Origin of the sequence: Microbacterium sp. APC 3901, assembly GCF_030407765.1 — a bacterium.
GTDB lineage: Bacteria > Actinomycetota > Actinomycetes > Actinomycetales > Microbacteriaceae > Microbacterium.
Window position 1 is genome coordinate 176,219 of the sequence record NZ_JASDCU010000006.1, and the last position, 24,343, is coordinate 200,561.

20 protein-coding genes are annotated in these 24,343 nt (G+C 68.8%); 9 read left to right on the forward strand and 11 right to left on the reverse strand.

The features are described from left to right. Positions 1 to 205: 205 nt before the first annotated feature. The 3 genes from QMA07_RS07580 to QMA07_RS07590 are packed head-to-tail and all read left to right on the forward strand — an operon-like array spanning position 206 to position 3,216. Positions 206 to 1,201 (forward strand): glycosyltransferase family A protein, encoded by a 996-nt coding sequence (locus QMA07_RS07580; protein WP_290160946.1) that lies wholly within the window; start codon positions 206 to 208, stop codon positions 1,199 to 1,201. Beyond that, a complete protein-coding gene (locus tag QMA07_RS07585) occupies positions 1,198 to 1,923 on the forward strand; it encodes a polysaccharide deacetylase family protein (RefSeq protein WP_290160947.1) in 726 nt (241 codons plus the stop codon). Before QMA07_RS07580 ends, QMA07_RS07585 begins: the two co-directional genes overlap by 4 nt. 12 nt (positions 1,924 to 1,935) lie before the next feature. Beyond that, positions 1,936 to 3,216, forward strand: coding sequence for a nucleotide sugar dehydrogenase (locus tag QMA07_RS07590; RefSeq protein ID WP_290160948.1), 1,281 nt, complete (start codon positions 1,936 to 1,938; stop codon positions 3,214 to 3,216). A 73-nt stretch (positions 3,217 to 3,289) separates the two neighbouring features. Here the strand turns inward: QMA07_RS07590 and QMA07_RS07595 are convergent, their stop codons facing one another. Together QMA07_RS07595 and QMA07_RS07600 are read right to left on the reverse strand one after the other, a co-directional pair. Next, positions 3,290 to 4,771: a hypothetical protein gene (locus QMA07_RS07595; RefSeq protein WP_290160949.1), complete on the reverse strand. Its 1,482-nt coding sequence runs from the start codon at positions 4,769 to 4,771 to the stop codon at positions 3,290 to 3,292. Between the two features lie 292 nt (positions 4,772 to 5,063). Continuing rightward, a complete protein-coding gene (locus QMA07_RS07600) occupies positions 5,064 to 6,242 on the reverse strand; it encodes a glycosyltransferase (RefSeq protein ID WP_290160950.1) in 1,179 nt (392 codons plus the stop codon). Positions 6,243 to 6,402: 160 nt separating this feature from the next. On the opposite strand from QMA07_RS07600, the gene QMA07_RS07605 reads away from it, so the two are divergent. Continuing rightward, entirely contained in the window at positions 6,403 to 6,861 is a 459-nt protein-coding gene (locus QMA07_RS07605) for an adenylyltransferase/cytidyltransferase family protein (protein ID WP_290160951.1), read from the forward strand. 45 nt (positions 6,862 to 6,906) lie between these two features. Here the strand turns inward: QMA07_RS07605 and QMA07_RS07610 are convergent, their stop codons facing one another. After that, a complete protein-coding gene (locus QMA07_RS07610) occupies positions 6,907 to 7,299 on the reverse strand; it encodes an SIP domain-containing protein (RefSeq protein WP_290160952.1) in 393 nt (130 codons plus the stop codon). 97 nt (positions 7,300 to 7,396) lie between these two features. Between QMA07_RS07610 and QMA07_RS07615 the strand changes: the two genes are divergently transcribed. Genes QMA07_RS07615 through QMA07_RS07625 form a run of 3 tightly spaced genes read left to right on the forward strand, consistent with a single transcriptional unit; the run spans position 7,397 to position 10,879 of the window. Next, the gene (locus QMA07_RS07615) at positions 7,397 to 7,660 is read left to right on the forward strand and encodes a glutaredoxin domain-containing protein (RefSeq protein ID WP_290160953.1); all 264 of its coding nucleotides are present in this window, start codon (positions 7,397 to 7,399) and stop codon (positions 7,658 to 7,660) included. A gap of 38 nt (positions 7,661 to 7,698) precedes the next feature. Next, positions 7,699 to 9,078, forward strand: a complete 1,380-nt coding sequence (locus QMA07_RS07620; protein WP_290160954.1) for an MFS transporter — start codon at positions 7,699 to 7,701, stop codon at positions 9,076 to 9,078. Between the two features lie 46 nt (positions 9,079 to 9,124). Continuing rightward, positions 9,125 to 10,879, forward strand: coding sequence for an aldehyde dehydrogenase family protein (locus QMA07_RS07625; RefSeq protein WP_290160955.1), 1,755 nt, complete (start codon positions 9,125 to 9,127; stop codon positions 10,877 to 10,879). Between the two features lie 23 nt (positions 10,880 to 10,902). Here QMA07_RS07625 and pip read toward each other — a convergent pair whose 3' ends face one another. Together pip and QMA07_RS07635 are read right to left on the reverse strand one after the other, a co-directional pair. Further along, positions 10,903 to 11,865, reverse strand: coding sequence for a prolyl aminopeptidase (pip, locus tag QMA07_RS07630; protein WP_290160956.1), 963 nt, complete (start codon positions 11,863 to 11,865; stop codon positions 10,903 to 10,905). A gap of 2 nt (positions 11,866 to 11,867) precedes the next feature. Beyond that, positions 11,868 to 12,749, reverse strand: coding sequence for a neutral zinc metallopeptidase (locus QMA07_RS07635; RefSeq protein WP_290160957.1), 882 nt, complete (start codon positions 12,747 to 12,749; stop codon positions 11,868 to 11,870). 51 nt (positions 12,750 to 12,800) lie between these two features. Here QMA07_RS07635 and QMA07_RS07640 point away from each other — a divergent pair, with 51 nt between their 5' ends. Together QMA07_RS07640 and QMA07_RS07645 are read left to right on the forward strand one after the other, a co-directional pair. Then, the gene (locus QMA07_RS07640) at positions 12,801 to 13,790 is read left to right on the forward strand and encodes a malate dehydrogenase (protein WP_290160958.1); all 990 of its coding nucleotides are present in this window, start codon (positions 12,801 to 12,803) and stop codon (positions 13,788 to 13,790) included. A 52-nt stretch (positions 13,791 to 13,842) separates the two neighbouring features. Next, a complete protein-coding gene (locus QMA07_RS07645) occupies positions 13,843 to 14,313 on the forward strand; it encodes a recombinase family protein (RefSeq protein WP_052493032.1) in 471 nt (156 codons plus the stop codon). A 51-nt stretch (positions 14,314 to 14,364) separates the two neighbouring features. Here the strand turns inward: QMA07_RS07645 and eccCa are convergent, their stop codons facing one another. From eccCa to QMA07_RS07675, 6 genes are all read right to left on the reverse strand, one after another. Beyond that, entirely contained in the window at positions 14,365 to 18,339 is a 3,975-nt protein-coding gene (eccCa, locus tag QMA07_RS07650; protein ID WP_290160959.1) for a type VII secretion protein EccCa, read from the reverse strand. Continuing rightward, complete coding sequence (locus QMA07_RS07655) at positions 18,336 to 19,580, reverse strand: FHA domain-containing protein (protein ID WP_290160960.1); 1,245 nt, start codon at positions 19,578 to 19,580, stop codon at positions 18,336 to 18,338. The genes eccCa and QMA07_RS07655 overlap by 4 nt, the downstream gene beginning before the upstream one ends. Then, complete coding sequence (locus tag QMA07_RS07660; RefSeq protein ID WP_290160961.1) at positions 19,577 to 20,938, reverse strand: hypothetical protein; 1,362 nt, start codon at positions 20,936 to 20,938, stop codon at positions 19,577 to 19,579. The genes QMA07_RS07655 and QMA07_RS07660 overlap by 4 nt, the downstream gene beginning before the upstream one ends. A gap of 61 nt (positions 20,939 to 20,999) precedes the next feature. Continuing rightward, complete coding sequence (locus tag QMA07_RS07665) at positions 21,000 to 22,457, reverse strand: hypothetical protein (protein ID WP_290160962.1); 1,458 nt, start codon at positions 22,455 to 22,457, stop codon at positions 21,000 to 21,002. Continuing rightward, positions 22,454 to 23,776 carry a S8 family serine peptidase gene (locus QMA07_RS07670; RefSeq protein WP_290160963.1) on the reverse strand — a complete coding sequence of 441 codons (1,323 nt, stop codon included), beginning with the start codon at positions 23,774 to 23,776 and terminating at the stop codon, positions 22,454 to 22,456. Before QMA07_RS07670 ends, QMA07_RS07665 begins: the two co-directional genes overlap by 4 nt. Further along, positions 23,776 to 24,228, reverse strand: a complete 453-nt coding sequence (locus QMA07_RS07675) for a hypothetical protein (protein WP_290160964.1) — start codon at positions 24,226 to 24,228, stop codon at positions 23,776 to 23,778. Before QMA07_RS07675 ends, QMA07_RS07670 begins: the two co-directional genes overlap by 1 nt. Between the last annotated feature and the right edge of the window lie 115 nt (positions 24,229 to 24,343).

The following is a 24,343-nucleotide window of genomic DNA, read 5'->3' on the forward strand; positions in this document are numbered from 1 at the left end:
GATCCACAGTCATGACCGTGGGGACGGCATGGCTGGAAGGATTTTGGGGATCTGGGGATGTCAGTAATTTCTGGCGCACCCGCGGGAGCAGCGACACACGCGCCCTGCGGTCACGTGATTCTGCGTGCCGTCGATCGACGATCACCGTCCATCCGGTTCACCGTACACATCTGATTCACGCACGTCGGCTCCGAGGGGGAACCACATGCAGGCAGCACACGACCGCACGGCGCGATCGCGGAAGAGCGACGAGGCATCACTCGTCGTCGCCATCGCGACCTTCAAGCGCCCCGACCGCCTGGTCCAGACTCTGCAGCTCGTCGGCGAACAGCTGGCACCGCTCATCGAGAATCGACTGGCCAGGGCCGTCTCGATCCTCGTCATCGACAACGACCCTGCCGAGTCGGCTCGATCGGTCGTCGAAGGCGAGTATGCGGGAGTGACGACCCGATACGTCGCCGAAGCGACCCCGGGCATTCCCGCGGTCCGCAATCGCGCTCTCGACGAATCCGCCGACATCGATCTCCTGTCGTTCATCGACGATGACGAGGTACCGCTCGAGGGCTGGATCTCGTCACTTCTGGTCACCTGGTCGGATTCAGACCGGCCGGCCGCCGTCATGGGTCGCGTGGTGTCGCTCTTCGACCCCGAGGCCGACCCGTGGGTGCTCGAGAGTGGACTCTTCCGTCGCCCGCAGCGCCCGACCGGCACCGAGATCGGCGTCGCAGCGACCGGGAATCTCCTTCTCGACCTCAATCAGGTCCGCAGCAGCGGAGTGCGCTTCGACCAGCGGATCGGGCTCGGAGGCGGATCCGACACCCTGTTCAGCATGGGCCTGAAGAAGGCCGGTGCGCGCCTGGTGTGGTGCAACGAGTCCGTCGCAGAAGACACCGTCGAGCCCGAGCGTCAGACCCGGCCGTGGGCGCTGAAGCGGTCATTCAGCCACGGCAATGTCTCGATCCTCGTGCAGCTGCGATTGGAGTCGAGACCCGCTCGTCGACTGCTGATCCGCGCGAAGGGAATCGCCGGAGGAGCCGCACGCGTCGTCGCCGGTTACGCGCGGCACCTGTTCGGGCGAGTGACCGGATCCATCCGCCACGATGCCAAGGGTCTGCGGCTCGCCTACCGAGGAGCGGGAATGATCTCGGCGAGCGTCGGCCAGACGTACTCGGCGTACTCTCGGCCGGGCACTTCGGCATGAGCCGGTTCGTTCCGGCACGCGCACGGCGGTGGCTTCGCAGCCATGGCGGCCCCCTCGGGTCGATCGTGCGCGTGCGGACGAGTCGCCCCGAGTTCGTGCTCACCTACGACGACGGCCCGGATCCCGTCGAGACCGAGCGTGTCCTCGAGGTTCTGCGCGATGAATCCGCGTCCGCGACCTTCTTCGTGCTGATGACGAGGGCCCGCGAGCACCGGACGCTGATCTCCGAGATCCTCGCCGGCGGCCACGAACTCGCCCTGCACGGGCCCGACCACCGACCGATCTCACGCCTCGGCTACCGCGAGGTCCGCGACCGGACCGCGTCGGCGAAGGCCGAACTCGAAGACATCTCCGGCGCGGCGGTCCGGTGGTACCGCCCGCCATACGGACTGCAGTCTCTCACCAGCTTCCGGGCTGTCAAGGCGACCGGCCTCGAGCCCGTGCTCTGGGGGCCGACGGCATGGGACTCCCGCGAGGCGACGACCGAACAGCGCATCGCCCGCGCGCTCCGCGGGGCCGAACCCGGCGCGATCCTGCTGTCGCACGATTCATACGCGGGGTTCGCCGACGGCGGGCGCAGCGATTCGCCACCGGCTGTCGACCGCAGTGCCCTCGCGACCCGCATACTCGCGGCGTACCGCGAGCGGGGACTCCACGCGCGCAGTCTGGCGCAAGCACTCACGTCCGGCTCGCCGGTCAAGGGAATCTGGTTCACACGATGAAGGGGAAGAAAGATGACTGAGGAGAACCGCCGAGAGGCCAAGAAGGTCGTCGTCATCGGGCAGGGGTACGTCGGCCTGCCGGTCGCGATGCGGTCGGTCGCGATCGGTCATGAGGTCGTGGGTCTCGACCTCGATCCGCGGCGCGTCGACAGCCTCGGCGCCGGCAGCTCGCACGTCGACGACATCTCCGATGAGGAGCTGCGCGCGGCTCTCGACTCCGGGCACTACCGCGTGTCTTCCGATTATGCCGATGCCGCCGGCTTCGATGTCGCCGTGATCACGGTGCCGACCCCGCTGCGCGAGACGCTGCCGGATCTGTCGTTCATCGAGAGCGCCGCGGCTTCTCTCGCACCGCAGCTGACACGCGGAGCGCTCGTGGTGCTCGAGTCCACGACCTATCCCGGCACCACGCAGGAGCTGCTCATCCCGCTGCTCGAGGAGGGCTCCGGCCTGACCGCCGGCACTGACTTCTTCGCCGGGTACAGCCCCGAGCGGATCGACCCGGGCAACCCCACCTGGGGCCTGCAGGAGACGCCGAAGATCGTCTCGGGCATCGACCCCGAGTCGCTGGAGAAGGTGTCGGAGTTCTACTCGGCGATCGTCGACACGATCGTGCCGGTGAGTTCTCCGAAGGAGGCCGAGATGGCCAAGCTCCTCGAGAACACCTTCCGTCACGTGAACATCGCGCTGGTCAACGAGCTCGCTGTCTTCGCTCACGCCCTGGGCGTCAACGTCTGGGAATCGATCGATGCCGCGGCCACCAAACCGTTCGGCTTCATGAAGTTCACGCCCGGTCCGGGCGTCGGCGGCCACTGCCTGCCGGTCGACCCGAGCTACCTGTCGTGGCAGGTGCGTCGCAAACTCGGAAAGAGCTTCCGTTTCGTCGAGCTCGCCAACGACGTGAACGACCACATGCCCGAGTACGTTCTGCAGCGCGTGAGCCGCCGGCTCAACGAGGAGGGCAGCGCGCTCAACGGCGCCCGTGTTCTGCTCCTCGGGCTCGCGTACAAGAAGAACACCGGCGACATCCGCGAGTCTCCCGCGCTTCCGCTCATCGAGCTGCTGCAGGACCAGTCCGCAGTCGTGCATGCGGTCGACTCGCACGTCGAGGAGCACCACTGGCCCCGCACGGTCGAGCGGATCGCCGCCGCGTCAGTCGACTTTCACGCCTATGACGTCATCGTGCTCATCACCGACCACGACGATGTCGACTACGAAGTTCTCGAGGCGAGCGGTGTGCCGGTCTTCGACACCCGCAACCGCCTGCGCGGCGAGGGCATCGAACGCCTCTGACCGGCGCGACTCACGACAGCGGGGCCGTGCGACAGGATGTCGCACGGCCCCGCTGTCTGTTCTGCGAGGGTGATCAGCCGATCGTGTAGCGGGTGAGGGGCACAGCGCCCACCTCCCAGATGTTGCCGCTGAGCACAGGTGCGCTCGACACGGGTGCGACGATCGCGCAGCCCGAGTGGATGCGCTCGGGTCCGAAGACGTTGCTCGTGAGGATCGGTCGGTTGTTGGCCGCAGACGATCCGACGTTGACGGTGCAGCCGCCGTCCTGGAGGTAGTTGTCGCGGATGGTGATGGAGCCGAGCTTCGCGATCGATGAATTCTGGGTGATCTGCACCGCTGCGTTCGTCGCGCCCTCCATCCGGTTGCCCTCGAGCACGATCGACGCGCCGCCCTCGATCTGCACCGAGTCATCGTGCGACGGCGTTCCGCCTCGCAGCGGGTCCTTCTCCCAGTGGGAGTTGTCGTGCAGCCAGGAATCGCGCACGACGACGTTGTTCCCGAGCACGCGCACAGGGTCGACGACGGTGTGGATGTCCATCCGCACCGCGGTGAAGTTCGAGCCCACCAGACCGTTCCAGGCGGGATCCTCCTTCGCGGCGTAGATCTCGGAGTCCTGGATGGTGAACGGCTGACCGGAGTTGACGTTGGTCACCAGGCCGATGCTGCGAGCCGTGGAGCCGCCAACGATGCGCGAGTTCTTGATCACGACGCCCGGTGCCTTGATGTCGATGATCCCTCGCACCTCGACTCCGTCGACCACGGTGTTCGCCTTCGTGATCACCAGGTCGCCCTCGTGAACCGTCAGCGAGACACCTGCGGGCACGCCGGTCGTCGCTGCCGTCGGGAATCCGGAGGCCGGGACGGTGGGGTTCGCCGGCGGGGCCGGAGCGGGCTCCACCGGAGCAGGAGCCGGAGCCGGCTTGACCGGAGCGGGTGCAGGGGCGGGCTTCACCGGAGCGGGCGCAGGAGCCGAGGGGGTCGGCTTCGGCGTCGTCGCGGGCTGCTTCACGGCGGCATACGAGGAGGAGGCCACGGATGCCTTGAGCGACGGGGATCCCGTCGACGTGTAGAACGTCACGGCGCCCTTGCCCTCAGCGGAGATCCGCGAGCCCGAGGTGTCCTTCGCGGACACTTCGCGGGCGGTGGAGGTGCCGATCTTGGCTGTCGCCTTGAGGGTCACCGTCGAGGTGCCCTTCGCCTCGAGCGTCAGCGTGAGCTTCTCGCCGGCCTTGATCTTGCGGTCGAGGGTCACGTACGACGAGATCGTCGACTGGGTCAGCGACCGCCCGGTGCCGTTGAGACGCTTGATCGACACGGTCACCGTGCCGTTCGGGTAGGTGCGCGCCTGAGCGGCGTAGGCGCCGCTCTTGCCGGCTCGAGCCTGCACGGACGTGTAGACGCCGCCGCCCGACTTGGGCAGCGCGGCGAGGGTGGTCGACGCGGTGACCTTCGCGTCGCGGATCACCGTGCTTCCGACGGGGACGGTCGCGATCGACCCGGGCTTGATCGCGACGGACGTCGCGGCGCTGGCCGGTGGAGCGAAGATGAGTCCCACTGCGACGAGGACCGTCGAGAGCAGGAGTGCGACCAGGAGTCGGCCGCTTCGTGGGGTGAGTGTTGCAGATCGGGGGGAGTGAACGGGGGCAGGGTAAGAGATATTTTTCATAGGTGTCCAGCCGTTTCGGGGAGGGGCTGCGCCGAGGCACAGAGTTTGGCGGCTATCGCAGGCCATATTAGGTGGGACTAACCTGTATGTCACCCGAGAATCTGGAATATTCCGGTAGACCCATGTCTTCAGGGCGATATATTCCGCGATCGGGTCATTTCCGGCGCGCTTTCGCGACGGCTCAGAGCTCGCCGGGCTTCATCGCCTCGGCGTCGATCGCCCGGATGATGCGCACGGTCGCGGTGTCAGGTTTCGGCTCGCCCGTCGCCGCATCGAGCTTCACATGCCGTTTCGGCGCATATACGACGAGGGAGTGGAAGAGGAAGCGCGCGAAGAACGCGACGACGAGCGACAGCCCCGTCGCGAGCACACTCGATATATGCCATGTCTCGACCATCAGCGCCATCACCGGGATCCGCAGCGCGGCCTCGACGTTGTTGAATGTGAACGACGCCGCGAAGCGACCGCCCAACCCGCGCGCATCCGTTCGCATATCCGCGAAGACGAATTTCTCCTGCAGGATGAAGTTGCCGATGATGGTGACCTCGGCGCCGATGATCGCCGCCCAGATATAGGGAACTCCCGCCAGGGTCAGCAGCCACATGATGCCCAGGTTGGCGACCGCTCCGATCACACCGATCATCGCGAACAGCGACATCTTGCCGAATCGCAGTCTGGCGAGATGTGCGACGAAGGTCACTCCCTGACGCAGGCTCGCCTTGGAGGTTCCGTGGCGACGCTCGCCGAACTCCATCGGCACCTCGGCGATGCGCAGATCGGTGCGGGCGAGGATCTCGAGGAGGATCTTGAAGCCCTGCGGCTTGAGAGAGGACAGATCCAGGCGCGTGCGGTCGACCAGGAAGAATCCGGTCATCGGATCGGTGCTGCGGGCGAGGCGGATCGGGAACATCGATCGGGTCAGCCAGGTTGCTGACCGGGACACCCCGAACCGCACGGCGGTGCCGAGACCGCTCGTGTCGCCGCCGCCGATGTAGCGGGAGGCTGCCACCACATCGGCGTCGCCATCGTCATGTCGCAGCAGCAGTGCGGGAAGCAGCTCGGGCGGATGCTGCAGGTCGCCGTCCATGACGATGCAGAGGTCCGAGTGCGCGGCCTCGAGCCCGACGACGACGGCTCCCCCGAGTCCGCCGGTGTTGTCGGTGCGGTGGATGACCCTGACCGGCAGCGGGGCGTCGGCGGCCACGCGATCGACCTCGGCGGCCGTGTCGTCGGTGCTGTCGTCGACGAAGAGGATCTCCGCGTCGTAGGCGGCGAGCGCGACCGCGGTGCGGGCCACGAGCTCAGCGACGTTCTCGCGCTCGTTGAAGGTCGGCACGATCACGGTGACCGGTGTCCCCACTGTGCGCCCCCTCCCCTGTGCTGAGCACTGCGGACTCCATAGTTCCATGTGTTCCTATGCAGGAGGAAACGGCGACCTGCTAGAGTGACGGGATGCGGCTGTGGGAGTCGCTGGGCGGATGGGGATCCGCCTTCTGGGGAATTACTGATCTGGGGAGATCATGGGGACGCGCATCGGCTATGCCGTGGGTGCTTTCGACCTGTTTCACGTCGGGCATCTCAACCTTCTTCGTCACGCCAAGCAGCACTGCGACGTTCTCGTCGCCGGTGTCGTCAGCGATGAGATGCTGCGGCAGGTGAAGGGCATCGAGCCCGTCATCCCGACAGCCGAGCGGGCGGAGATCGTCCGTCACATCTCGTTCGTCGACGATGTCTACGTCGAGACGAGCCCATCGAAGATGGACTCCTGGAGAGAAGTGCAGTTCACGCACTTCTTCAAGGGAGACGACTGGCGCGGCACGGACAAGGGTCTGCGGCTCGAGCGGGAGTTCTCGGAGGTGGGCGTCGAGGTCGTGTACTTCCCGTACACGGCGCACACGTCGAGCTCGTCGCTTCGCCGCGCGCTCGACGCGATCAGCGCCGGCGCCACCGTCGGCGCTCCGGCGCTCGCGACGCGCTGAGTCCCGCCCGCGGACACCGCGTCGGCGAGCACCGAGCTCGCAGACTCAGTTGGAGACGCCGAGAAGGCTGCGCGCCATCCTCGCCACGTGAGGCGGTGTGTGAGCGCCGAGCCAGACGGTCCACTGCAGCGCGGGCTCCGCGCACGTCCACTCGACGCACCAGGAGTGCACCGCATTCGCGAGGCGCTCGCCCTTCGCATGCTGACGGATGCCGTCGCCGCGCAGGAGCCAACGCACGGACACGCCTTCGGGCACATCGATGTGACGGAGCTGGATGCGCGCAGCAGCCTCGAGCAGGATGACCCCCTCGGCATCCCAGGGCAGCCGCGCCGCGATCGCGGCGATGGCACCCGCGTCGGTCGAGTCGCCGGCGATGAGCACGACCCCCTCGATGTTCTCCCAGTCGGGGTCTTCGAGATGCTCGCAGGCGCTGTTCATTCTCCCACTATAGGTAAGGCTACCCTTAGTAGGCAACGTCCATCGTCGGCATCCTCATCTCGGCGCCCGTCCAGCCACACGGCTCTACGCTGGACACATGACTTCTCCTGCAGACTCCGCGATCACGATGTTCGGCGCCGACTGGTGCCGCGACTGCATCCGCACCAAGAAGCAGCTCGACTCGCTCGGCGTGGAGTACACCTACGTCGACCTCGTCGCGGACCCTTCTGCGGCCGACATCGCGAAGGACATCTCGGGCCGCACGAACATCCCCGTCGTGGTCTACCCCGACTCCTCGCACCACGTCGAGCCCTCGAACGCGGACGTCGAGTCGAAGCTCCGCGAGCTCTCGATCATCTGACCTGAAGCGGGCTCGTCGCGCACCGATACACTGGCGCGATGAGCACCGCGGCGCGGCCCGAACGAGCATCCGTCCGCCTGTCCGCCCGCACGGTCGCCCTCTACGCGATCGGCTCGCTCGGCACCGGCGGGTACGCGACCCTCCCCGGGCTGGTGCTGACGTACTTCCTGACCGACAATCTCGGAGTCGCTGCACTCACCGCCGGCTTCATCGTCACCGGCGCCAAGATCTGGGACGTCGTCATCGACCCCCTGATCGGCGCCGCGTCGGACCGTCACTACGCGCGCACGGCCTCGCGTCGAGGATTCATGCTGGTCGGCGCCCTCACCCTTCCGGTGTTCTTCGCGCTCACCTTCGCCGTGCCGCCCTCCTGGGGGCCCACCGCCGGCGCCGTCTGCGTGCTCCTCGCGTTCCTCGCCACGGCGACGTCATTCAGCCTGTTCCAGGTGCCGTACGTCGCGTTGCCCGCCGAACTCACCTCGGGCTACGACGAGCGCACCCGGCTGCTCGGGTGGCGCGTCGTCGTGCTCACCGCATCCATCCTCCTCTTCGGGGCCGGCGGTCCCGAACTGAGGAGCGCGACCGCAGACCCCGTCACGGGATACCTGCTGATGGGCGCCGTCGCGGGCGTGATCATCGGCGTCGGCATGCTCATCGCATCGCGGACCGCGGATACCGCCGCCCGTCACATGGACGCGGACGAACGCCCGAAGGCTGTCGCTCCGACGGGACTCCGGGAGCAGTACGCCGCCGGCGTGCGCACTCTTCGCGACAGTCAGCCGTTCCGCGCGCTCCTCGGCACATTCCTTCTGCAGGCGCTCGCGACCGGGACGATGCTCGCCGGCGCTCAGTACGTCGCGACCTGGGTGCTGCGCTCGGAAGACGCCGTGACGCTCGTGTTCCTGGCGCTCGTCGGGCCCGCCCTGCTCGCGACACCGGGATGGACGGTCGTCGCGCGCCGCGTCGGCAAGGAGCGGGCGTTCGCCCTCGCGAGCATCATCTTCCTGCTCGCCGCCGCATCGCTCGTTCTCGCAGTCTGGACACCCGGCACCTGGATGTACGGTTCGATCGCGGTGGCCGGCATCGCCTATGCCGGACTGCAGTCGCTGCCCATGGCGATGCTGCCCGACGTGATCTCGCACGACGAGCGACACAGCGGAAGGGGCCGGGCCGGCACCTTCACGGGCGTGTGGACGGCGGGCGAGACCGTCGGGTTCGCGCTCGGTGCCACCACGGTCTCTCTCACACTCGCCGCGACGGGATACGTCTCGAGCGTCGCGGGCACGACCACGCAGCAGCCGGACGCCGCGATCACGGGCATCGCGCTCGCCTTCAGCATCGTTCCCGCCCTGCTGATGTCGGCGAGCCTGCTCACGCTGCGCCGCTACCGCCTGCGCCGCGCCGACATCGACGCCTGACCGGAGTGCGCCGCATAAGCTGGGAGCCCGCCCGAAGGAGACGCCGATGACTTCTGCGACAACGCCCGCCGCTTCGACGACGACCCCGGACCTCGGAGAGGCCGAGCGGGATCGGCTCGACACCGCGATCCACGATCTTCAGGCCGGCGCGAGCACCTGGTCTTCCCTGACGCTCGCCCAGCGCGTCACACTCCTGCGAGCCGTGCGATCGAGCGTCGCGGCCGCGGCCGAGGACTGGGCGGACACGGCGGCCGCATCGAAGGGCCTCGACGGCCGGCATCCGCTGCGCGGAGAGGAATGGCTCAGCGGGCCCTACAGCGTGCTCGGCGCGCTGGATGCCTACATCGAGACGATGTCGCGTCTGGCGAACGGCACGAACCCCCTCGACGGGATCACGATCGACCGGGCTCCCGGTGGACGCACTCGCGTGCATGCCTTCCCCCTCACCGGCATCGACCGATTCCTGCTCTCCGGCTACACGGGCGAGGTCTGGCTCGAACCCGGTGTCACTCCGAACGGCGCGCGCGCCGCGGCCGGTCTCGCCCAGCGCACCCCCTCGGACTCGGGGGGCGTGGGACTCGTGCTCGGCGCCGGCAACATCACCTCGATTCCCGTGCTCGACGTCTTCTACGAGCTGATCGCGTGCAACCGCACGGCACTGCTCAAGGTCAATCCGACGCAGGATGCGCTCGTGCCGATCTACAAGCGGGCGCTCGCGCCCCTGATCGGCCCCGGGCTGCTGCGCATCACCCGCGGCGGACCCGAGGTCGGCGCGTACCTCACCGGCCATCCCGACCTCGCACACGTGCACGTCACGGGATCGGACGCGACCTTCAACGCCATCGTGTGGGGCACGGGAGCTGCGGCCACGCGTCGACGACGTGAGAGCCGTCCGCTGCTGAAGAAGCCCATCACGGCCGAACTCGGCGGTGTGTCGCCCATCATCGTGGTTCCCGGCGAGTGGACCCAGGCCGATCTCACCTATCAGGCCGAGCACGTCGCGACCATGCGTCTGCAGAACAGCGGGCACAACTGCATCGCCGGACAGGTCGTCATCGTGTCGTCGGACTGGGCGCAGGCCGACGACTTCCGCGCCGCTCTGCGTCGTGCGTACGCGAACGCTCCGGAACGGCCGATCTGGTATCCCGGTGCACCCGCGCGGATGCACCTCGCGACCGATGCGTACCCCGACGCGCTCGTCCTCGGCGATCGGCTGCTGGTCGAGGTCTCCGAGAACGACGACGCGACCGCGCTGCAGAGCACCGAGTACTTCGCACCGGTGCTGGGCGTCGTCACGGTGTCCGGCACCGCTCAGGAGTTCCTCGACGCGGCCGTGGCCTACGCCAACGAGCGGCTGCAGGGCACGCTCGGCGCGAACCTGCTGATCGACCCATCGACCGAGAAGGCGCTCGGCGCGGGATTCGACCGCTCGATCGCAGCCCTTCGCTACGGCTCGATCGCGATCAACGGCTGGACCGCCTTCGGCTTCATCACCCCGACCATGACCTGGGGAGCATTCCCCGGCAGCACGATCGCGGATGTCGGCAGCGGCATCGGCATCGTGCACAACGTTCTGCTGCTCGATCGCGTCGAGCGCTCGGTGATCCGCGGCCCCTTCCGGCCTTTCCCGCGTTCGCTTCCGGTCGTCAACGGCGGCGGGCGCTTCAGCATCCTGCCCAAGCCTCCGTGGTTCGTCTCCTCAAGGACGGGGGCGACGGTGAGCGAGGGCCTCACTCGGTTCCGCGCGAACGGCGGCATGATCGGGCTGCTGAAGACTCTCACCGCTGCGCTGCGCGCCTGACAGCTGCCCGGCACCGGGCGGGATCAGCCGGCGAAACGGTCGGTCGCGGCTCGCAGTGCTCGCTGGATGCCGGGTTCGGTCGCCGAGTGTCCGGCATCGTCGACGACGACGAACTCGGCCTCGGGCCAGGCCGTGTGCAGGTCCCACGCGGTCATCATCGGCGTGCACACATCGTGGCGCCCCTGCACGATGACCGTCGGGATGTGACGGATGCCGTCGACGCCGGCGATCAGCTGCCCCTCGGTCCACCATCCGCGGTTCACGAAGAAGTGGTTCTCGATGCGAGCGAACGCGACAGCGGTGTGCGGGTCGGACATCGCCTCGATCTGCGCGGCATCCGGGCGCAGCGTGACCGTGGCGGCCTCCCACCGCGACCAGGCGATCGCAGCCGGTTCGTGCACGGCCGGGTCGGGGTCGAACAGACGCCGGTGATAGGCCTCGATCATGTGCGAACGCTCGAGCACCGGGATGGGAGCGATGAACTCCTCCCAGAGGTCGGGGAACAGCGCGGCGGCACCGCCCTCGTAGAACCACTCCAACTCTGCGCGGCGGAGCGTGAAGACACCCCGCAGGATGAGCTCGCTGACGGCATCCGGGTGGGCCTGCGCGTAGGCGAGCGCGAGCGCACTTCCCCAGGATCCGCCGAACACCTGCCACTGCTCGATACCGAGGTTGCGACGGAGCAGCTCGATGTCGGCGACCAGATGTGCGGTGCTGACGAAGCGGAGGTCGGCATCGGCGGCGCTCGCGTGCGGGGTGCTGCGCCCGCAGCCGCGCTGGTCGAGCAGCACGATCCGATACGCGGCAGGGTCGAAGAACCGCCGCTGCCACGGCGACGTGCCGCTTCCAGGACCACCGTGCAGGAACACGACGGGCTTGCCGTCGGGGTTGCCGCTGACCTCCCAGTACATGCGATGCCCATCGCCGACGAGCAACTCACCGGTCTCGTGCGGTTCGATGGGCGGGTACAGCGCGTCGAGGTCCATGCTCACAGTTCTCCGGGTGCCGCCGTGAGCGGGTCGGCGCACACATCGAGTCCGTACTTGTAACCGCTCGCGAACCATCCCTGCCGCTGGTCGCTCGACCCGTGCGTGAAGCTCTCGGGATTGACCGAGCCGGACGACTGCTCCTGGATGTTGTCGTCTCCGACCGTGTTCGCGGCGTTCAGCGCGTCTGTGATCTCCGCCTCGGTCGGCTCCTGAAGGTAGGGGACGCCGTCCGGGTCCTTCTCCTCGGTCATCTGCCCGATCCACGCCCCGGCGTAGCAGTCGGCCTGCAGTTCGATCCTCACGCCGTTGCTGTCCGGGCCGGTGCCGTTGTTCGGGTAGGCGTCCATCACCCCGGTCGTGTATTGGATGTGGTGCCCCCACTCGTGACCCACGATGTAGAGCTGAGCGAGGTCGCCGGCGGAGGCCCCGAACTGCTGCTGCATCAGGTCGAAGAACGTGGGGTCGATGTAGACCGTCTCCTCAGGCGGGCAATAGAACGGTCCGACGGCGTTCGATGCCGTGCCGCAGGCGGTCGACGTGGCACCGTCGACGATGATGAGCTGCGGCGGTCGGTACCCCTCGACGTGGTCCTCCCAGTAGCCGTCCAGTGCGAGCTGCGAGGCCGCCACCCGGCAGTCGACGTTCTCGTTCGCGTCCTCGCCGGTCAGGCAGTCTTCGATCACGCTGCCTCCTGCGGGCTCGGTGCCGCCGCCCGTGGCGCCGCCACCCAGCAGTCCCGTCAGGTCGATGCCCAGCAGGGGTCCGGCGATCAGGGCGATGATGCCGAGCAGGCCCACACCGCCCGCTCCGGCGACGACGGCGCCGCGGCCGCGTCGGCGGGCGGTGTTGCCGGAGACATCCGCGTCAGGGTTGAAGGTCATGCCACGAGGGTACTCTGCACAGCGGCCTCTCCACGGTCGTAGGCTCGAGTCATGACCACCACGATCACGCTCACGGGTGCAGGCGGACAGATCGGATACGCGCTGCTCTTCCGCATCGCCGCCGGAGACCTGCTCGGCCCTGAAGAGAAGGTACGGCTGCGACTGCTGGAGATACCGCAGGGGCTGGGCGCCGCCGAAGGCGCAGCACTCGAGTTGCAGGACGGCGCGTTCGGGCTGCTCGAGCACGTCGAGGTCACCGACGACCCCGCCGTCGGCTTCGACGGGTGCGACCTCGCACTGCTCGTCGGCGCTCGTCCGCGCGGCCCCGGGATGGAACGCGGAGACCTGCTCGCGGCGAACGCCGGCATCGTCGGCCCCCAAGGCGCAGCGATCGCCGCCCACGCGTCGTCCGACGTGCGCGTCACCGTGGTGGGCAACCCGGCGAACACGAACGCGCTGATCGCAGCGGCCTCCGCGGACGGAGTCCCCGCCGAACGATTCACCGCGCTCACCCGACTCGACGAGAATCGCGCCAAGGCGCAGCTCGCGCAGACACTGGCGGTGCCGGTCGACACGATCCGCCGGGTGCCCATCTGGGGCAATCACTCGGCGACGCAGTTCCCCGATGTGTCACATGCGACCGTGGGCGGCACGCCGGTCGCGACTGCGCTCGAGGCCATCGTCGGCGATGTGCACGCGTGGCTCGACGAGACCTTCATCCCCCGGGTCGCGAAGCGTGGGGCGGAGATCATCCAGGTGCGCGGATCGTCGTCCGTGGCGTCCGCCGCGAACGCCACGATCGAGCACGTGCGCGACTGGGTGCACGGCACCGACGACTGGACCTCTGCCGGCGTGATCTCGCACGGCGAGTACGGCGTTCCGGCCGGTCTCATCTCGTCTTTCCCTGTACGGTCGGTCGACGGAGAGTGGCAGATCGTCGAGGGGCTCGAGATCAGCGACTGGGCGCGTGCGCGCATCGATGTCTCCGTGGCTGAGCTCGTCGAGGAGCGAGAAGCGGTTCGGGCGCTCGGGATGCTCTGAAAGGTCACTGCTCAGGCTCGGATCAGGGCAGAATGGTTGCCGGAGGTGCGCGATGAGCGAGACGATCGATCCCATGAAGGCAACGGCATCCGTCGACGAGGCCCTGACGAGTCCGCTGCATCTGCCGCACGCAGCAGCGGAGTGCCCCAAGTGCTTCACCGAACTGCAGCAGAACCGCGACTTCTGGCTCGCGCGCCCTGACGGATCACGCCTGGTCGGACTCGTGGTCTCGCGCGAGGGCATGCCCTCGGTGGTCGAGCAGCGCGACGACCTCACGCGGTTCGGTGTACCGATCGAGGGGTTCCGTCACCCCGCCCCCGACATCCTCGAGAGCTGGAGCGATCGGCTGTCGCGCCTCATCGGCACGCTGAAGACCGGAGACGTTCTCGTCGTGGCGAACATCAACGCTCTCGGCCGCGACGCTGAAGAGGGTGCGCGCACAGCCAAAGAGCTGCGTCGCCACGGCATCATCGTCAAGGTGCTGAGCCACGACGCACGTCATCTCGCCGACGCGACCCGCTGACATCCGACGCGGGCGTGGTCCCGGGCTCGGCTGCGGCCTTCGCCTGCGCGATCACTGGTAGCTCGGCGGCACCCACAGCAGCTGCGCGGCCACCAGGCCGCGGTCGCGGCTGACGATCTGGGCGCGACCGGGGATCGCCGGGATCGCCTTGACCTTGCCGATCAGCTGCCCCTCCTCAGGATTTCCCGAGAGCAGGATGCCGGTGGCGCCCAGGTCGGTCATGCGCTGGATGATCGGATCGTACGCGGCACGACTCGCGCCACCGGTGCGGCGCGTGAGGATCACGTGGAGACCGAGGTCTGCCGCTTGCGCGAGCAGCGGGGCGAGCACCGCGACGGGGTTGCCCTGCGACGTCGATACGAGGTCGTAGTCGTCGATCAGCACGAACCCCTCTGCACCCTTCCACCACGACCGAGAGCGCAGCTGGTCGGGTGTGACATCGGAGCCCGGGATGCGGCTCTGGAAGAACTGCGCGAGCTCGCTCATCCCGCCCTCGGTCATCTCGTGCGAGGTGAGATAGGCGCCGAGGTATTCCTGCGGGATCTCGCCGAGCAGCGCGCGGCGGTAGTCGACGACGAAGATCTTCGCCTCGGACGGGCCGTAGAGACGCGTGATCTCGTGCACGACGCCGCGGAGCATCGACGACTTGCCCGAGTCGGCGTCGCCGTAGAGATAGAGCAGTGGCTCTTCGAGCGGATCGATCGAGAACGGCGCGAGGTTCGCCTCGTCGATGCCGAGCAGGATCTCACGCGGCTCCGAGCCGTCCGCCGACGCGGCAGCGGCCACGGCCCTGAGGTCGGCGTGACTGATGCGCGAGGGCAGCAGACGCAACTTGGGCCCGGCGGGGCCGTGCCACGCGGATGCCACGCGGGTGACGAGATCGTCGATGCCTCCGGCGAGCGAGGAGGCATCGTCGACACCGTCGATTCGCGGGAGCGCGGTGAGCATCTGCAGGCCGCTCTCGTTGAGGCCTCGACCCGGGATCGCCGTGACGTTCTCCGCGGCCTTGCGGTTGACCTCGGAGTCCGTCGGGTCACCGAGGCGCAGTTCGATGCGGGTGCCGATGAGATCCTTGATGTTGGCGCGGACCTCCATCCAGCGCGACGCCGTGATGACGACGTGCACGCCGTACGTGAGTCCGCGCGCGGCGATGGCCTGGATCTGCGGTTCGAGCATCTCGAACTCCGCGCGCAGGGTTCCCCACCCGTCGACCATGAGGAAGATGTCGCCGTATCCGTCATCCGCGAGCCCCTGGGCCCGGCGCTGCCGATAGGTGTCGATCGAGTCGATGCCGTTCTGGCGGAAGTACACCTCGCGCGCGTTGAGGAGGCTCGTGACCTCGGCGACCGTGCGGCGCACGATGTCGGGCTCCGAGCGCGTGGCCACGCCGCTGATGTGCGTGAACCGCTGCAGGCCGGTGAAGCTGCCGCCACCGAAGTCGATGACGAAGAACTGCACCTCCTGCGGGGTGTGCGTGAGGGCGAGAGCGACCAGCGCGGTGCGGGCGAGGGTGCTCTTGCCGCTGAGCGGCGCACCGACGATCGCCATGTGACCGGCCGCGCCTCCGAGCGAGATGGCCAGATTCTCGCGGCGCTGCTCGAGCGGCACGTCGACGATTCCGAGCGGCACGGTGAGCGCGCCCGCACCTCTCCACCGCGGGGAGATGAGACCGAGCGCCGGGTCTTCGACGAGATCGCCGAACAGCTGATCGAGAGTGGCAGGGGTCTCGAGCGGCGGCAGCCACACCTGGTGGGCCGCCTGCCCTCGTCCGCTCATCATCTCGACGGCGATCTCGAACGTGTTGCGCTTCTCTTCCGGTTCGGCGTCGACGACGACCTCGGGCTCCTCGACCGTCGTCTCGGCCCGCCACACCGGCGCGGCGGTGAAGAGCTCGACCGCAGTCGAGCCGGTGCTCTGCGCAGAGCCGGATGCCGCACGACGCCGACGGCGGGGCGGGGGTCCTGACACGTAGGCCGCCCGGAACTGCGTCATGGTCTCGGTGTCGGACTTCAGGATTCCGGCACCGGGCTGCGTGGGCAGGTGGTAGGCGTCGGGGACTCCGAGGACGGTGCGCGATTCGGCGGCCGAGAAGGTGCGCAAACCGATCCGATACGACAGATGGGTGTCGAGACCGCGGAGCTTGCCCTCTTCGAGGCGCTGAGAAGAGAGCAGCAGATGCACCTGCAGCGAACGGCCGAGCCGGCCGATGTTCACGAAGGTGTCGACGAACTCGGGCTTGGCGGACAGCAGCTCGGAGAACTCGTCGGCGACGATGAGGAGAGCGGGAAGCGGGGCGAGGTCGGTGCGACCTCCCCGGCGGGCCTTCTCGTAGTCGGCGACGTTGGCGAACGGTCCGGTCGCCCGGAGCAGTTCCTGACGGCGCACCATCTCGCCCTGCAGCGCATCCTGCATGCGGTCGACGAGCGAGATCTCCTCGCCGAGGTTCGTGATGATCGCGGACACGTGCGGCATGTCGGCCATGCCGGCGAAGGTGGCACCACCCTTGAAGTCGACGAGCACGAAGTTGAGCTGCTCGGGCGAATGCGTCATCGCGAGCGCGAGAACGAGCGTGCGGAGAACCTCGGACTTTCCCGAACCGGTCGCACCGATGATGAGACCGTGCGGGCCCATACCCTGCTGAGCGGACTCCTTGATGTCGAGGATCAACGGGCTGCCGTCTTCCGTCTGCCCGATGGGCACCCGCAGTCGATCCCGCTCGAGTCGAGGCGACCACGCCGCGTCGAGATCGAGATCACGGACGTCGGGGAGGCCGAGCAGCTCGACGAGCTCGGCCTGATCAGTGGCGCTCTTCTTCTTCGTGACCGTCGTACCGCCCGCGTAGAGGGCGATGAGTCGGCGCGCGGTCGCCTCCGCCTCGACGATGCTGATCGCGTCGGCGTCGAACGGGCGCGCAGGCACCTGAAGACTGACGAGCTCGGCTCGGCTGCCCTTGTCGCCGGGTTCGAACGCGATGCGCAGAGCGTTCGGGTCGTCGAGATCGCCCCACCGGGAGGGGAGGTCGATCACGGTCACCCCTTGCACACCCCCGCCGCTCACGAGCACGTCGTTGAACGAGGTGGTCACCCCATCCGTCAGGATCACGATGTGCGGCACCTTGGCGCCGGAGCCGTCTCGGGCGAAGCGCGTCCGCTCGCGGACCTCGGCGGGGAGCATGTCCTCGAGTTCGGACAGCTGCGAGCCGATCATACGGGCGGCGCCGAGGCCGTCCCTGACCGTGCGCGAGTGGGTGTGCGGCATCCACTTCGCCCATTCCCACTGCGGCAGGACGGCCGCGTCTGCGGCGATGACGATCTGCACCGTGTCCGGGTCGTGCATGGTCGCGAGGTGCAGCAGCATGGCGCGCGCGAGACCGCGGGACTCGGTCTCGTCCCCCGTGATCTCGACGCGGGCGTAGTCGCGCAGCGTGACACCGAGCGAGAGGTTCTTCTGGAGCTCATGCGTCAGCATGAACCGATGCGCGGCCGAGGCGGCGACCGGGTCGAGCTGCGCGAGCGGAGGCAGCTCGGGCGCCTCGAGCGAGATGCACAGCGGCTGGTCGCTCGTGCCGATGCGCACCGAGAGGAAGTCGGGGTCGTTCATGCCGCGCTCCCAGACCCTGGTGCGCTCTTCGGCGATGTACGGCAGCGCCGAAGGCGCAGGAAGGTGCCAGTTCGCGGCGCGGCGCTGCTGCCGGGCCGCGACACGCACGGTCTGGCGCAGCTCGGTCAGGTAGGCGAGGTACTCGCGACGCGCGCCGAGGGTCGCAGCCTGTCGCTGCGATCGCTGGCGCCAGCCGTTCACCGCGACGAACCCGAGCGACGACAGCAGGAACATGCCGCCGGTGAGCAGACCCGTGACCGACTGGTTCGACATCGTGACCATGACGATCGCACCCACGCTGCCCAGCATCGGCAACAGGGATCCGAGGATCCCCATGCCGCCGTCGTTGGGCTGCAGTTCGGGCGGCGGCTGAACGGGGAGCTTCCCGGAGGGGACGCGGGGCGGCGCGAGACGGGGTCCTGTCATGCTCTCTCTCCGGCGCTGCTGTCTGTGCCCAGCAGGAGGCTGATGGTGAAGCTGCGGTTGCCGATCCTGACACGATCGGCGTCGTCGAGCAGGACGCGCTCGCCGGCGACGAGCTCGGTCGTCTGCCCGTCGTCGGATCGGATGTCGGAACCGTTGGTGGATCCGAAGTCCGTGACCCAGGTACGGCCGCGCGAATGCTCGAGACGCAGGTGCGTCTTCGACACGGAGGAGTCGGGGTCGGTCACGATCACGAGTCGGTCGTCGTGCACGCTGCCCACCGGCGCGCGTCCGAGATTCGCTGCGAGCGGCAGCCCGAGTTGGACGCGCTGTCCCGTGTCGAAGATCAGGAGCAGTGCTCCGGACTCGGATGCCGGGGCGCCGGCGTCGTTCTGCGGGGCTGCCGCCGGCGCGATGGTGAAGAGCGGTCTGTCGTCGCCCTGCGTCACGGGTGCGGGTGTCTCGGTGCGGTGCGAGGCCGCGCGCGCGTCGGTCGGCTCGGAGTCCTCGTCGACGACCGACGGGTGCGCCCCGAGAGGCACGACCTGCGGCGGGGCCAAGGGCGCAGCGGCCTCGTCGACGGAGACCGTCTGGTGCGCTTCGGCGACCGCACGGGGCGGGACCGACACCACGACGGTGCCGGCGACACGATCGGCCCAGGACTGACGACGACCGCCGCGATCCCACGCGCTCGACGCGACGACGACCCAGCTGCCGACCGCGACCACGAAACCAGCGCCGGTGATGATCGCGCGCACGAACTGGCGCCCGACGCCCGGTGAGAAGGGCCGGTCGCCGCGAGAGGCCCGAAGACGCAGCACGGCGTTGCCGATGGTGAGGCCGGTGCGCGCTTCGAGCACGCACAGGAAGATCGCGAGCTCGGCGATCGTGAGCCCCGCGAGCAGCATGCTGCGGGTGGTGATCAGGACGATCGCGGCGGCGAGGATCACCGCCGCTGCGTCGAGTGTGAAGGCGGCGATGCGCGCTGCGGTGCCTGCGGGCACGCCGATGAAAGCAGGGCCGAGCCCGTCGGAGGGGCGTCTCGTTCTGACACGGGTCTGGGCGATCGGCGTGGGTGCGGGAGGCGTGGATCCGGATCGGAGCGGGGCGCCGTCGACACCCGGCGGAGCCGCGATCAGCGCCGGCGGCAGCGCAGGGACCTCCCCGGGCTGGCTGGGTCCCGGATGCACGGGTGGGATGGTGCCACCGCCCGGCCGGGGCTGTGGTTCGCCGTTCCCGCTCATCCCGCCATCATTCCACGAACGAGAGACAGCGCATTCGCATAGAGGAGCGCTGCGGGAAGGGCGAGCGCGACGGCGAGCCATTCGAAGGCGTCGCCGAAGCGCGACCAGATGAGCGAGCTCGCTCCGCGCGCGACGGGGATGATGACCGCGACCGCGGTGAGACCGACAGCGAACAGCGCGAGGGCGCCGAGCACCTGGAAGCCCGCGCCCAGCGCCGCGGATGCCTGCAGACCGGCGACCAGGAACACGACGGCAGCGGCCGCACGCGGAAGCCAGCGGAGGATGCGCGAGGTCGTGTGTCGGGGCGTCAGCAGCAGCGCGAGGCCCACGCAGACGAGAAGCGCGATGCCGCCGGAGATCACGAACGGATCGTCGGTCCACCGGCGGAGGAACGCGATGGGGGTCATCAGCGCGGCGACGACGCTGAGCACCGCCGTGCCGGCGATGAGTCGTGCCGAGGAATCGTCGACGACGGCGATGATGCGCTCGGGGCGGAGCAGGCCGACGGATTCGGGAATCGCCCCTCGAACCGTCCATCTGCTGGTCATGAAGTGCTTGTAGTCGATGAAGTACCCCTCGGGGAGGTTCACCAGGCTGCTCGGCAGCGCGCGCAGACCGAGCGGCACGAGTCCGAGCGAGATGGCCGCCGCCTCGGCCGGGCCCCAGCGCAGCAGCAGCGCAAGCCCCCAGACCGCCGCGAGACCCACGAGGAGCACGGTCGCGGTTCCTGCGGCCGCCCGCATCGGACGCGCTCGGGCCGAGACCGCCACGACCGCGGTCGTGATGCCTGCTGCCAGAAAACCGGAGGCCGTCGACAGGTGGGCGCTCGACTCGAGCGATGCCGGAATCAGCAGCGCACCTGCAGCGAACGACATCACCACCGGTGCGAGCACGCCGAGGATGCCGCGGATGCCGGCCGTCGAATCGCGGCGCGCCCAGGCGATCGCTCCGACGAGGGTTCCGACGACGAGGACCAGTGCGACGAGCAGACGCAGCAGCGGGTCTCCCGCCCCTTGGGCGAACACGGCGACGAGGAGCAGACCGCTGACGGCGAGCATCCACCACCGCGCCCCGTGATCGGCTCTGGTGGGTGCATCCGCCACCTCACCCGCCGCGCGGGGGGCGAGAGCCGCGCGATCGATCAGCGCGTACAGACCGCCGTCGATGAGGTCTTCGCATTCGGTGTCGCCGGGTACCTCGAATCCTCCCGGGCCGACGGTCACGAATCGGTCCGCCGTCGACAGACCGCTCAGCACCAGTGCATCGTCGAGGGTCTCGTCGAACGGAAGCGAGAGATCGATACGCCGATCCTCGCTCTGGAGCACGATGCGGCGCCGCTCTACGATATCGACTGACACACCTGCACCCTATCGACCGCGCGCGGCCTCGGCCGCACGCCCCCTCTTCCGCTCACGCGGATCAGCTTGCGTGGTCGTCGCGAGAACCCGCTTGCGCACCCTTGGCGCGGGGCCCTCGTTCGTCCTCGTCCTCGAGCTTGGGAGCGATCGGACCGCCGAGTCCCGAGCGCTTGGCCTTCTCATCCTCGTCGCCACCGGCGCCGCCCATCATGCCCATCCCCGGACGCATGCCAGATCCCGCTGCGCCCGACGAGCCTGCTGCACCGCCGGTGCCCCCGGCACCACCGACGCCGCCGACGCCGCCGATGCCTCCGGGGCGAGCAGAACCTGCCGCGCCACCCGAACCGCCGACACCGCCGGCGCCGCCGAGGGCGGAGTTGCCGAGCAGGCCGCCACCGGCCTTGAGCCCTGCACCGGATGCTCCGCCGAGACCCGAGCCGCCCAGAGCACCCATGCTGCCGATTCCGGCGATCTTCGAACCAGCGGCGATCGCCGCTGCGCCGGCGCCACCGCCGACGATCCCGCCGATGCCGCCGCCGCCCGCACCACCGGGGAGCAGACCACCGGGGGTCCCCCCTCCGGGGAACGTCCCGCCGGGGTTCAGTGACGAGCCACCACCGCTTCCGCCACCGGAGCCGCCGGGCAGCACTCCGCCGCCCGGGAAATCGACCGTGGGGTCATCGCTGCCGTCGCCCACGCCCGGGCCGTCCGGGTCGTACTCCGAGTTGCCCGGGTCGTCCGGGTAGGTCGGGAACGTCGGGTCTTCCGGGTGGTTCGGGAAGGTCGGGTCGTCGGGGTAGATCGGGAAGGTCGGGTTCGTCGGCACGGGCGGCAGGTACTCGCCGACTCCGCCTCCTCCGCCACCGCCGCCGCCACTGCCGCTGGGCTGGCTTCCGCCGCCACCGGGGCCGCTGCCACCGCCGGGGTAGGTGATCGACGGGCTGTCGATGGAGGGGCCGTCACCCCCGCTGTCGCCGCCCCCGGGACCATCGTCATACTCGCGATAGTCGACCGCGCCGAGCGTCTCCGCCGAAGCCCGGACCGATTCCGTGGGCGGCACGAGCGACTTCTCGATGCTCTTCACCGTGCGCTCGGCCTCCGCCTCGCGCTGGTTGCCCAGGAAGTCGCCGATCACGTCGATGGCCTTGTCCGCCGCGATCGGGCCGAGGAACGGATGCACCACGAAGGAGGCGCCCTTCGCCGCGTTCGCCCAGAACGGATCGACCGTCGCCGACGGCAGCTCTGCATCACTCGCCGCGCGCCTGGCGTTGTTGGCCTGAGTGACGGCGGAGTCGATCGAGGTCACAGCATCGCCGATGGTGCGGATCTGGCTCTGGATGTCGGTCAGGGCGGCGTTCGCGGCATCACGCGTCTTGCTGTCCCACGCCTCTGACGCGGTGACCGCGGTGATCGCGTCGTGCAGCGAGTCGAGAGCGGATCTCAGAGCCGCGGCCTTGGGAATCCGCCAGTCCTCGATCGAACGGATGCGATTCAACTCGGCTTCATACCTGCCGGTCATGATTGCCCCCCTGTGTGGTCGGTACGTCTTTTCGAAGATCTGGTGAGTGTGACGGCGAGCACGATGCCACCGACGAGCAGGACGACGCCGCCGCCGATGACCCACGGCATCACCCCGGCGCTCGCGGCGCCCGGCTCGTCGGGTGCGGCGCTCGTCTCGGTCGGTTCGGGTGTGGATCCGACGTCGAGATCCGCGGCGGCCTTCGCCACGTCATCGGCGTTCGGGAACGCGTTGGGATCGTCCGGATCGAAGAAAGGATTCTCGTCGGGGTACTTCGTGGGGTCGACCGCGAGCATCCCGGTCAGCGACGCGGCGCCGTAGCCGGTGCTGTTGTTCCACTCGGGCTCATGCTCGCCCTTGGTCCCCGAATTGTGGATCAGGCTCTGGAGCAGCTGATTTCCCGTGGCATCGGGGTACTTCTGCTTGACCACCGCGAGGAACCCGGAGACGATCGGCGTCGCGTACGACGTTCCCCTCGCCAGTCGCTGCTCGTCCCAGGACGCCTCGGTGCCCTGCAGGAGGACTCCGATTCCGGGCGCGGCGGTGCCGACGTCGTCGCTCAGGTTGGGGTCTCCGCTCGGGAAGGTCGCGATCGCTCCGTCCGAACCGAACGCCTGCACGCCGACCACACCGTTCAGACCTGCGGGCTGGTCGCCGACACCGCCTTCATTGGGGAGGCTCGCGATGATCGGCACTCCGGCCGCGATGGCCTTCGACACACCACCGAGGACGGAGGCATAGCCGCCGCTGGAGATCGAGATGATGTCTGCGCCGTCATCGATCGCATCGGAGATGGCGAAGGACATCGCCTCTGCGGATGCCCCGGTGTAGTCGGTGGTCGTCTGTTCGCCGTCCTCGAGCGCACACGACACCTCGCCGGTCTGCGGGTCCTCGAGGCCTGCCGAGTAGTACTTCACCGTCGCGCCGGGTGCTGCCCCCTCGATCGGCACACCCCCGGCGGGGGCCTCCCCCGTGCCGAGGATCATCGACACGACGTTCGTGCCGTGTCCGGCGGCCACGTAGTCCGAGGAGGCTGTCGGGATGGGAGCACCGGCGGGGTCATGACAGTAGGTGTTCTCGCGGACCTGCAGATCAGCACCGCGGAGCCCGATGGCGTCGGGATTGATCTGCGAGTCGATCACCGCGACCGTGACGCCGGAGCCGTCGAAACCCGAATCGTGCGCCTCCTGCACGTTTCCGCGGTCGAACCACCAGAGGCCCGAGGCGAGGTCCTCCGCCGCCGCGCTCGCCGGCGCGGCGATCGCCGCGCCCAGCGCAATCGCGCCGAGCACCGCGACGAGGCGGTGCGGACTCCTCATCAGTAGTCGGCCTCGACGGTCGTGTCGCCGGAACCCGATCCGGCGTCGACACCGGATTCGGTTCCACCACCGCCACCGCCGTTGCCGCCACCGCCGTTGCCGGTGCGAGACGCGCCCGCCGCGACCGGAGTCTCGTTCGCCTGGGCGACCGCGGAATCCAGCAGCTGGATGATCATCTTGCTCTCATCGGCGAGCGCCGCATCCTGCTCAGCCATCTGCATGACCGCCGCGCGGATCGTCTCCTGCGCCTGCGTCAACGCTTCGACGGTCTTCGAGGTGGCCGCGCCCATACGCTGCGCCGCGCGGCGCAGCTCCTCGCGGAACGCGCTCGTCGTCTCCGACACGCCGCCCTCGACGACGGTGACCTCCTCGGCCGCCGGGAAGTGCTCGAGTTCGCGTGAGATGCGCTTGAGCTCAGCGAAGATCTGCTCGAAGTCGATTGCGATTACCATCGACACCCTCCTCTTTCACAACGACGAATCCCGCGACATCTGCTGAACCGTCCGGAAACTCGGACGAACAGCACAGCAGACGGCGCGGACCCGGGCATCTCTGCCTCGGGCCCGC

What these genes read in the sequence shown, in the direction of transcription:
- QMA07_RS07615 (WP_290160953.1), top strand. Translation starts at nt 7,397, where the DNA reads ATGACTTCTCCTGCAGACTCCGCGATCACGATGTTCGGCGCCGACTGG.
- QMA07_RS07625 (WP_290160955.1), top strand. Translation starts at nt 9,125, where the DNA reads ATGACTTCTGCGACAACGCCCGCCGCTTCGACGACGACCCCGGACCTC.
- eccCa (WP_290160959.1), bottom strand. Translation starts at nt 18,339, where the DNA reads ATGACAGGACCCCGTCTCGCGCCGCCCCGCGTCCCCTCCGGGAAGCTC.
- QMA07_RS07585 (WP_290160947.1), top strand. Translation starts at nt 1,198, where the DNA reads ATGAGCCGGTTCGTTCCGGCACGCGCACGGCGGTGGCTTCGCAGCCAT.
- QMA07_RS07605 (WP_290160951.1), top strand. Translation starts at nt 6,403, where the DNA reads ATGGGGACGCGCATCGGCTATGCCGTGGGTGCTTTCGACCTGTTTCAC.
- QMA07_RS07665 (WP_290160962.1), bottom strand. Translation starts at nt 22,457, where the DNA reads ATGACCGGCAGGTATGAAGCCGAGTTGAATCGCATCCGTTCGATCGAG.
- QMA07_RS07640 (WP_290160958.1), top strand. Translation starts at nt 12,801, where the DNA reads ATGACCACCACGATCACGCTCACGGGTGCAGGCGGACAGATCGGATAC.
- QMA07_RS07580 (WP_290160946.1), top strand. Translation starts at nt 206, where the DNA reads ATGCAGGCAGCACACGACCGCACGGCGCGATCGCGGAAGAGCGACGAG.
- QMA07_RS07620 (WP_290160954.1), top strand. Translation starts at nt 7,699, where the DNA reads ATGAGCACCGCGGCGCGGCCCGAACGAGCATCCGTCCGCCTGTCCGCC.
- QMA07_RS07590 (WP_290160948.1), top strand. Translation starts at nt 1,936, where the DNA reads ATGACTGAGGAGAACCGCCGAGAGGCCAAGAAGGTCGTCGTCATCGGG.
- QMA07_RS07635 (WP_290160957.1), bottom strand. Translation starts at nt 12,749, where the DNA reads ATGACCTTCAACCCTGACGCGGATGTCTCCGGCAACACCGCCCGCCGA.
- QMA07_RS07670 (WP_290160963.1), bottom strand. Translation starts at nt 23,776, where the DNA reads ATGAGGAGTCCGCACCGCCTCGTCGCGGTGCTCGGCGCGATTGCGCTG.
- QMA07_RS07675 (WP_290160964.1), bottom strand. Translation starts at nt 24,228, where the DNA reads ATGGTAATCGCAATCGACTTCGAGCAGATCTTCGCTGAGCTCAAGCGC.
- pip (WP_290160956.1), bottom strand. Translation starts at nt 11,865, where the DNA reads ATGGACCTCGACGCGCTGTACCCGCCCATCGAACCGCACGAGACCGGT.
- QMA07_RS07655 (WP_290160960.1), bottom strand. Translation starts at nt 19,580, where the DNA reads ATGAGCGGGAACGGCGAACCACAGCCCCGGCCGGGCGGTGGCACCATC.
- QMA07_RS07645 (WP_052493032.1), top strand. Translation starts at nt 13,843, where the DNA reads ATGAGCGAGACGATCGATCCCATGAAGGCAACGGCATCCGTCGACGAG.
- QMA07_RS07610 (WP_290160952.1), bottom strand. Translation starts at nt 7,299, where the DNA reads ATGAACAGCGCCTGCGAGCATCTCGAAGACCCCGACTGGGAGAACATC.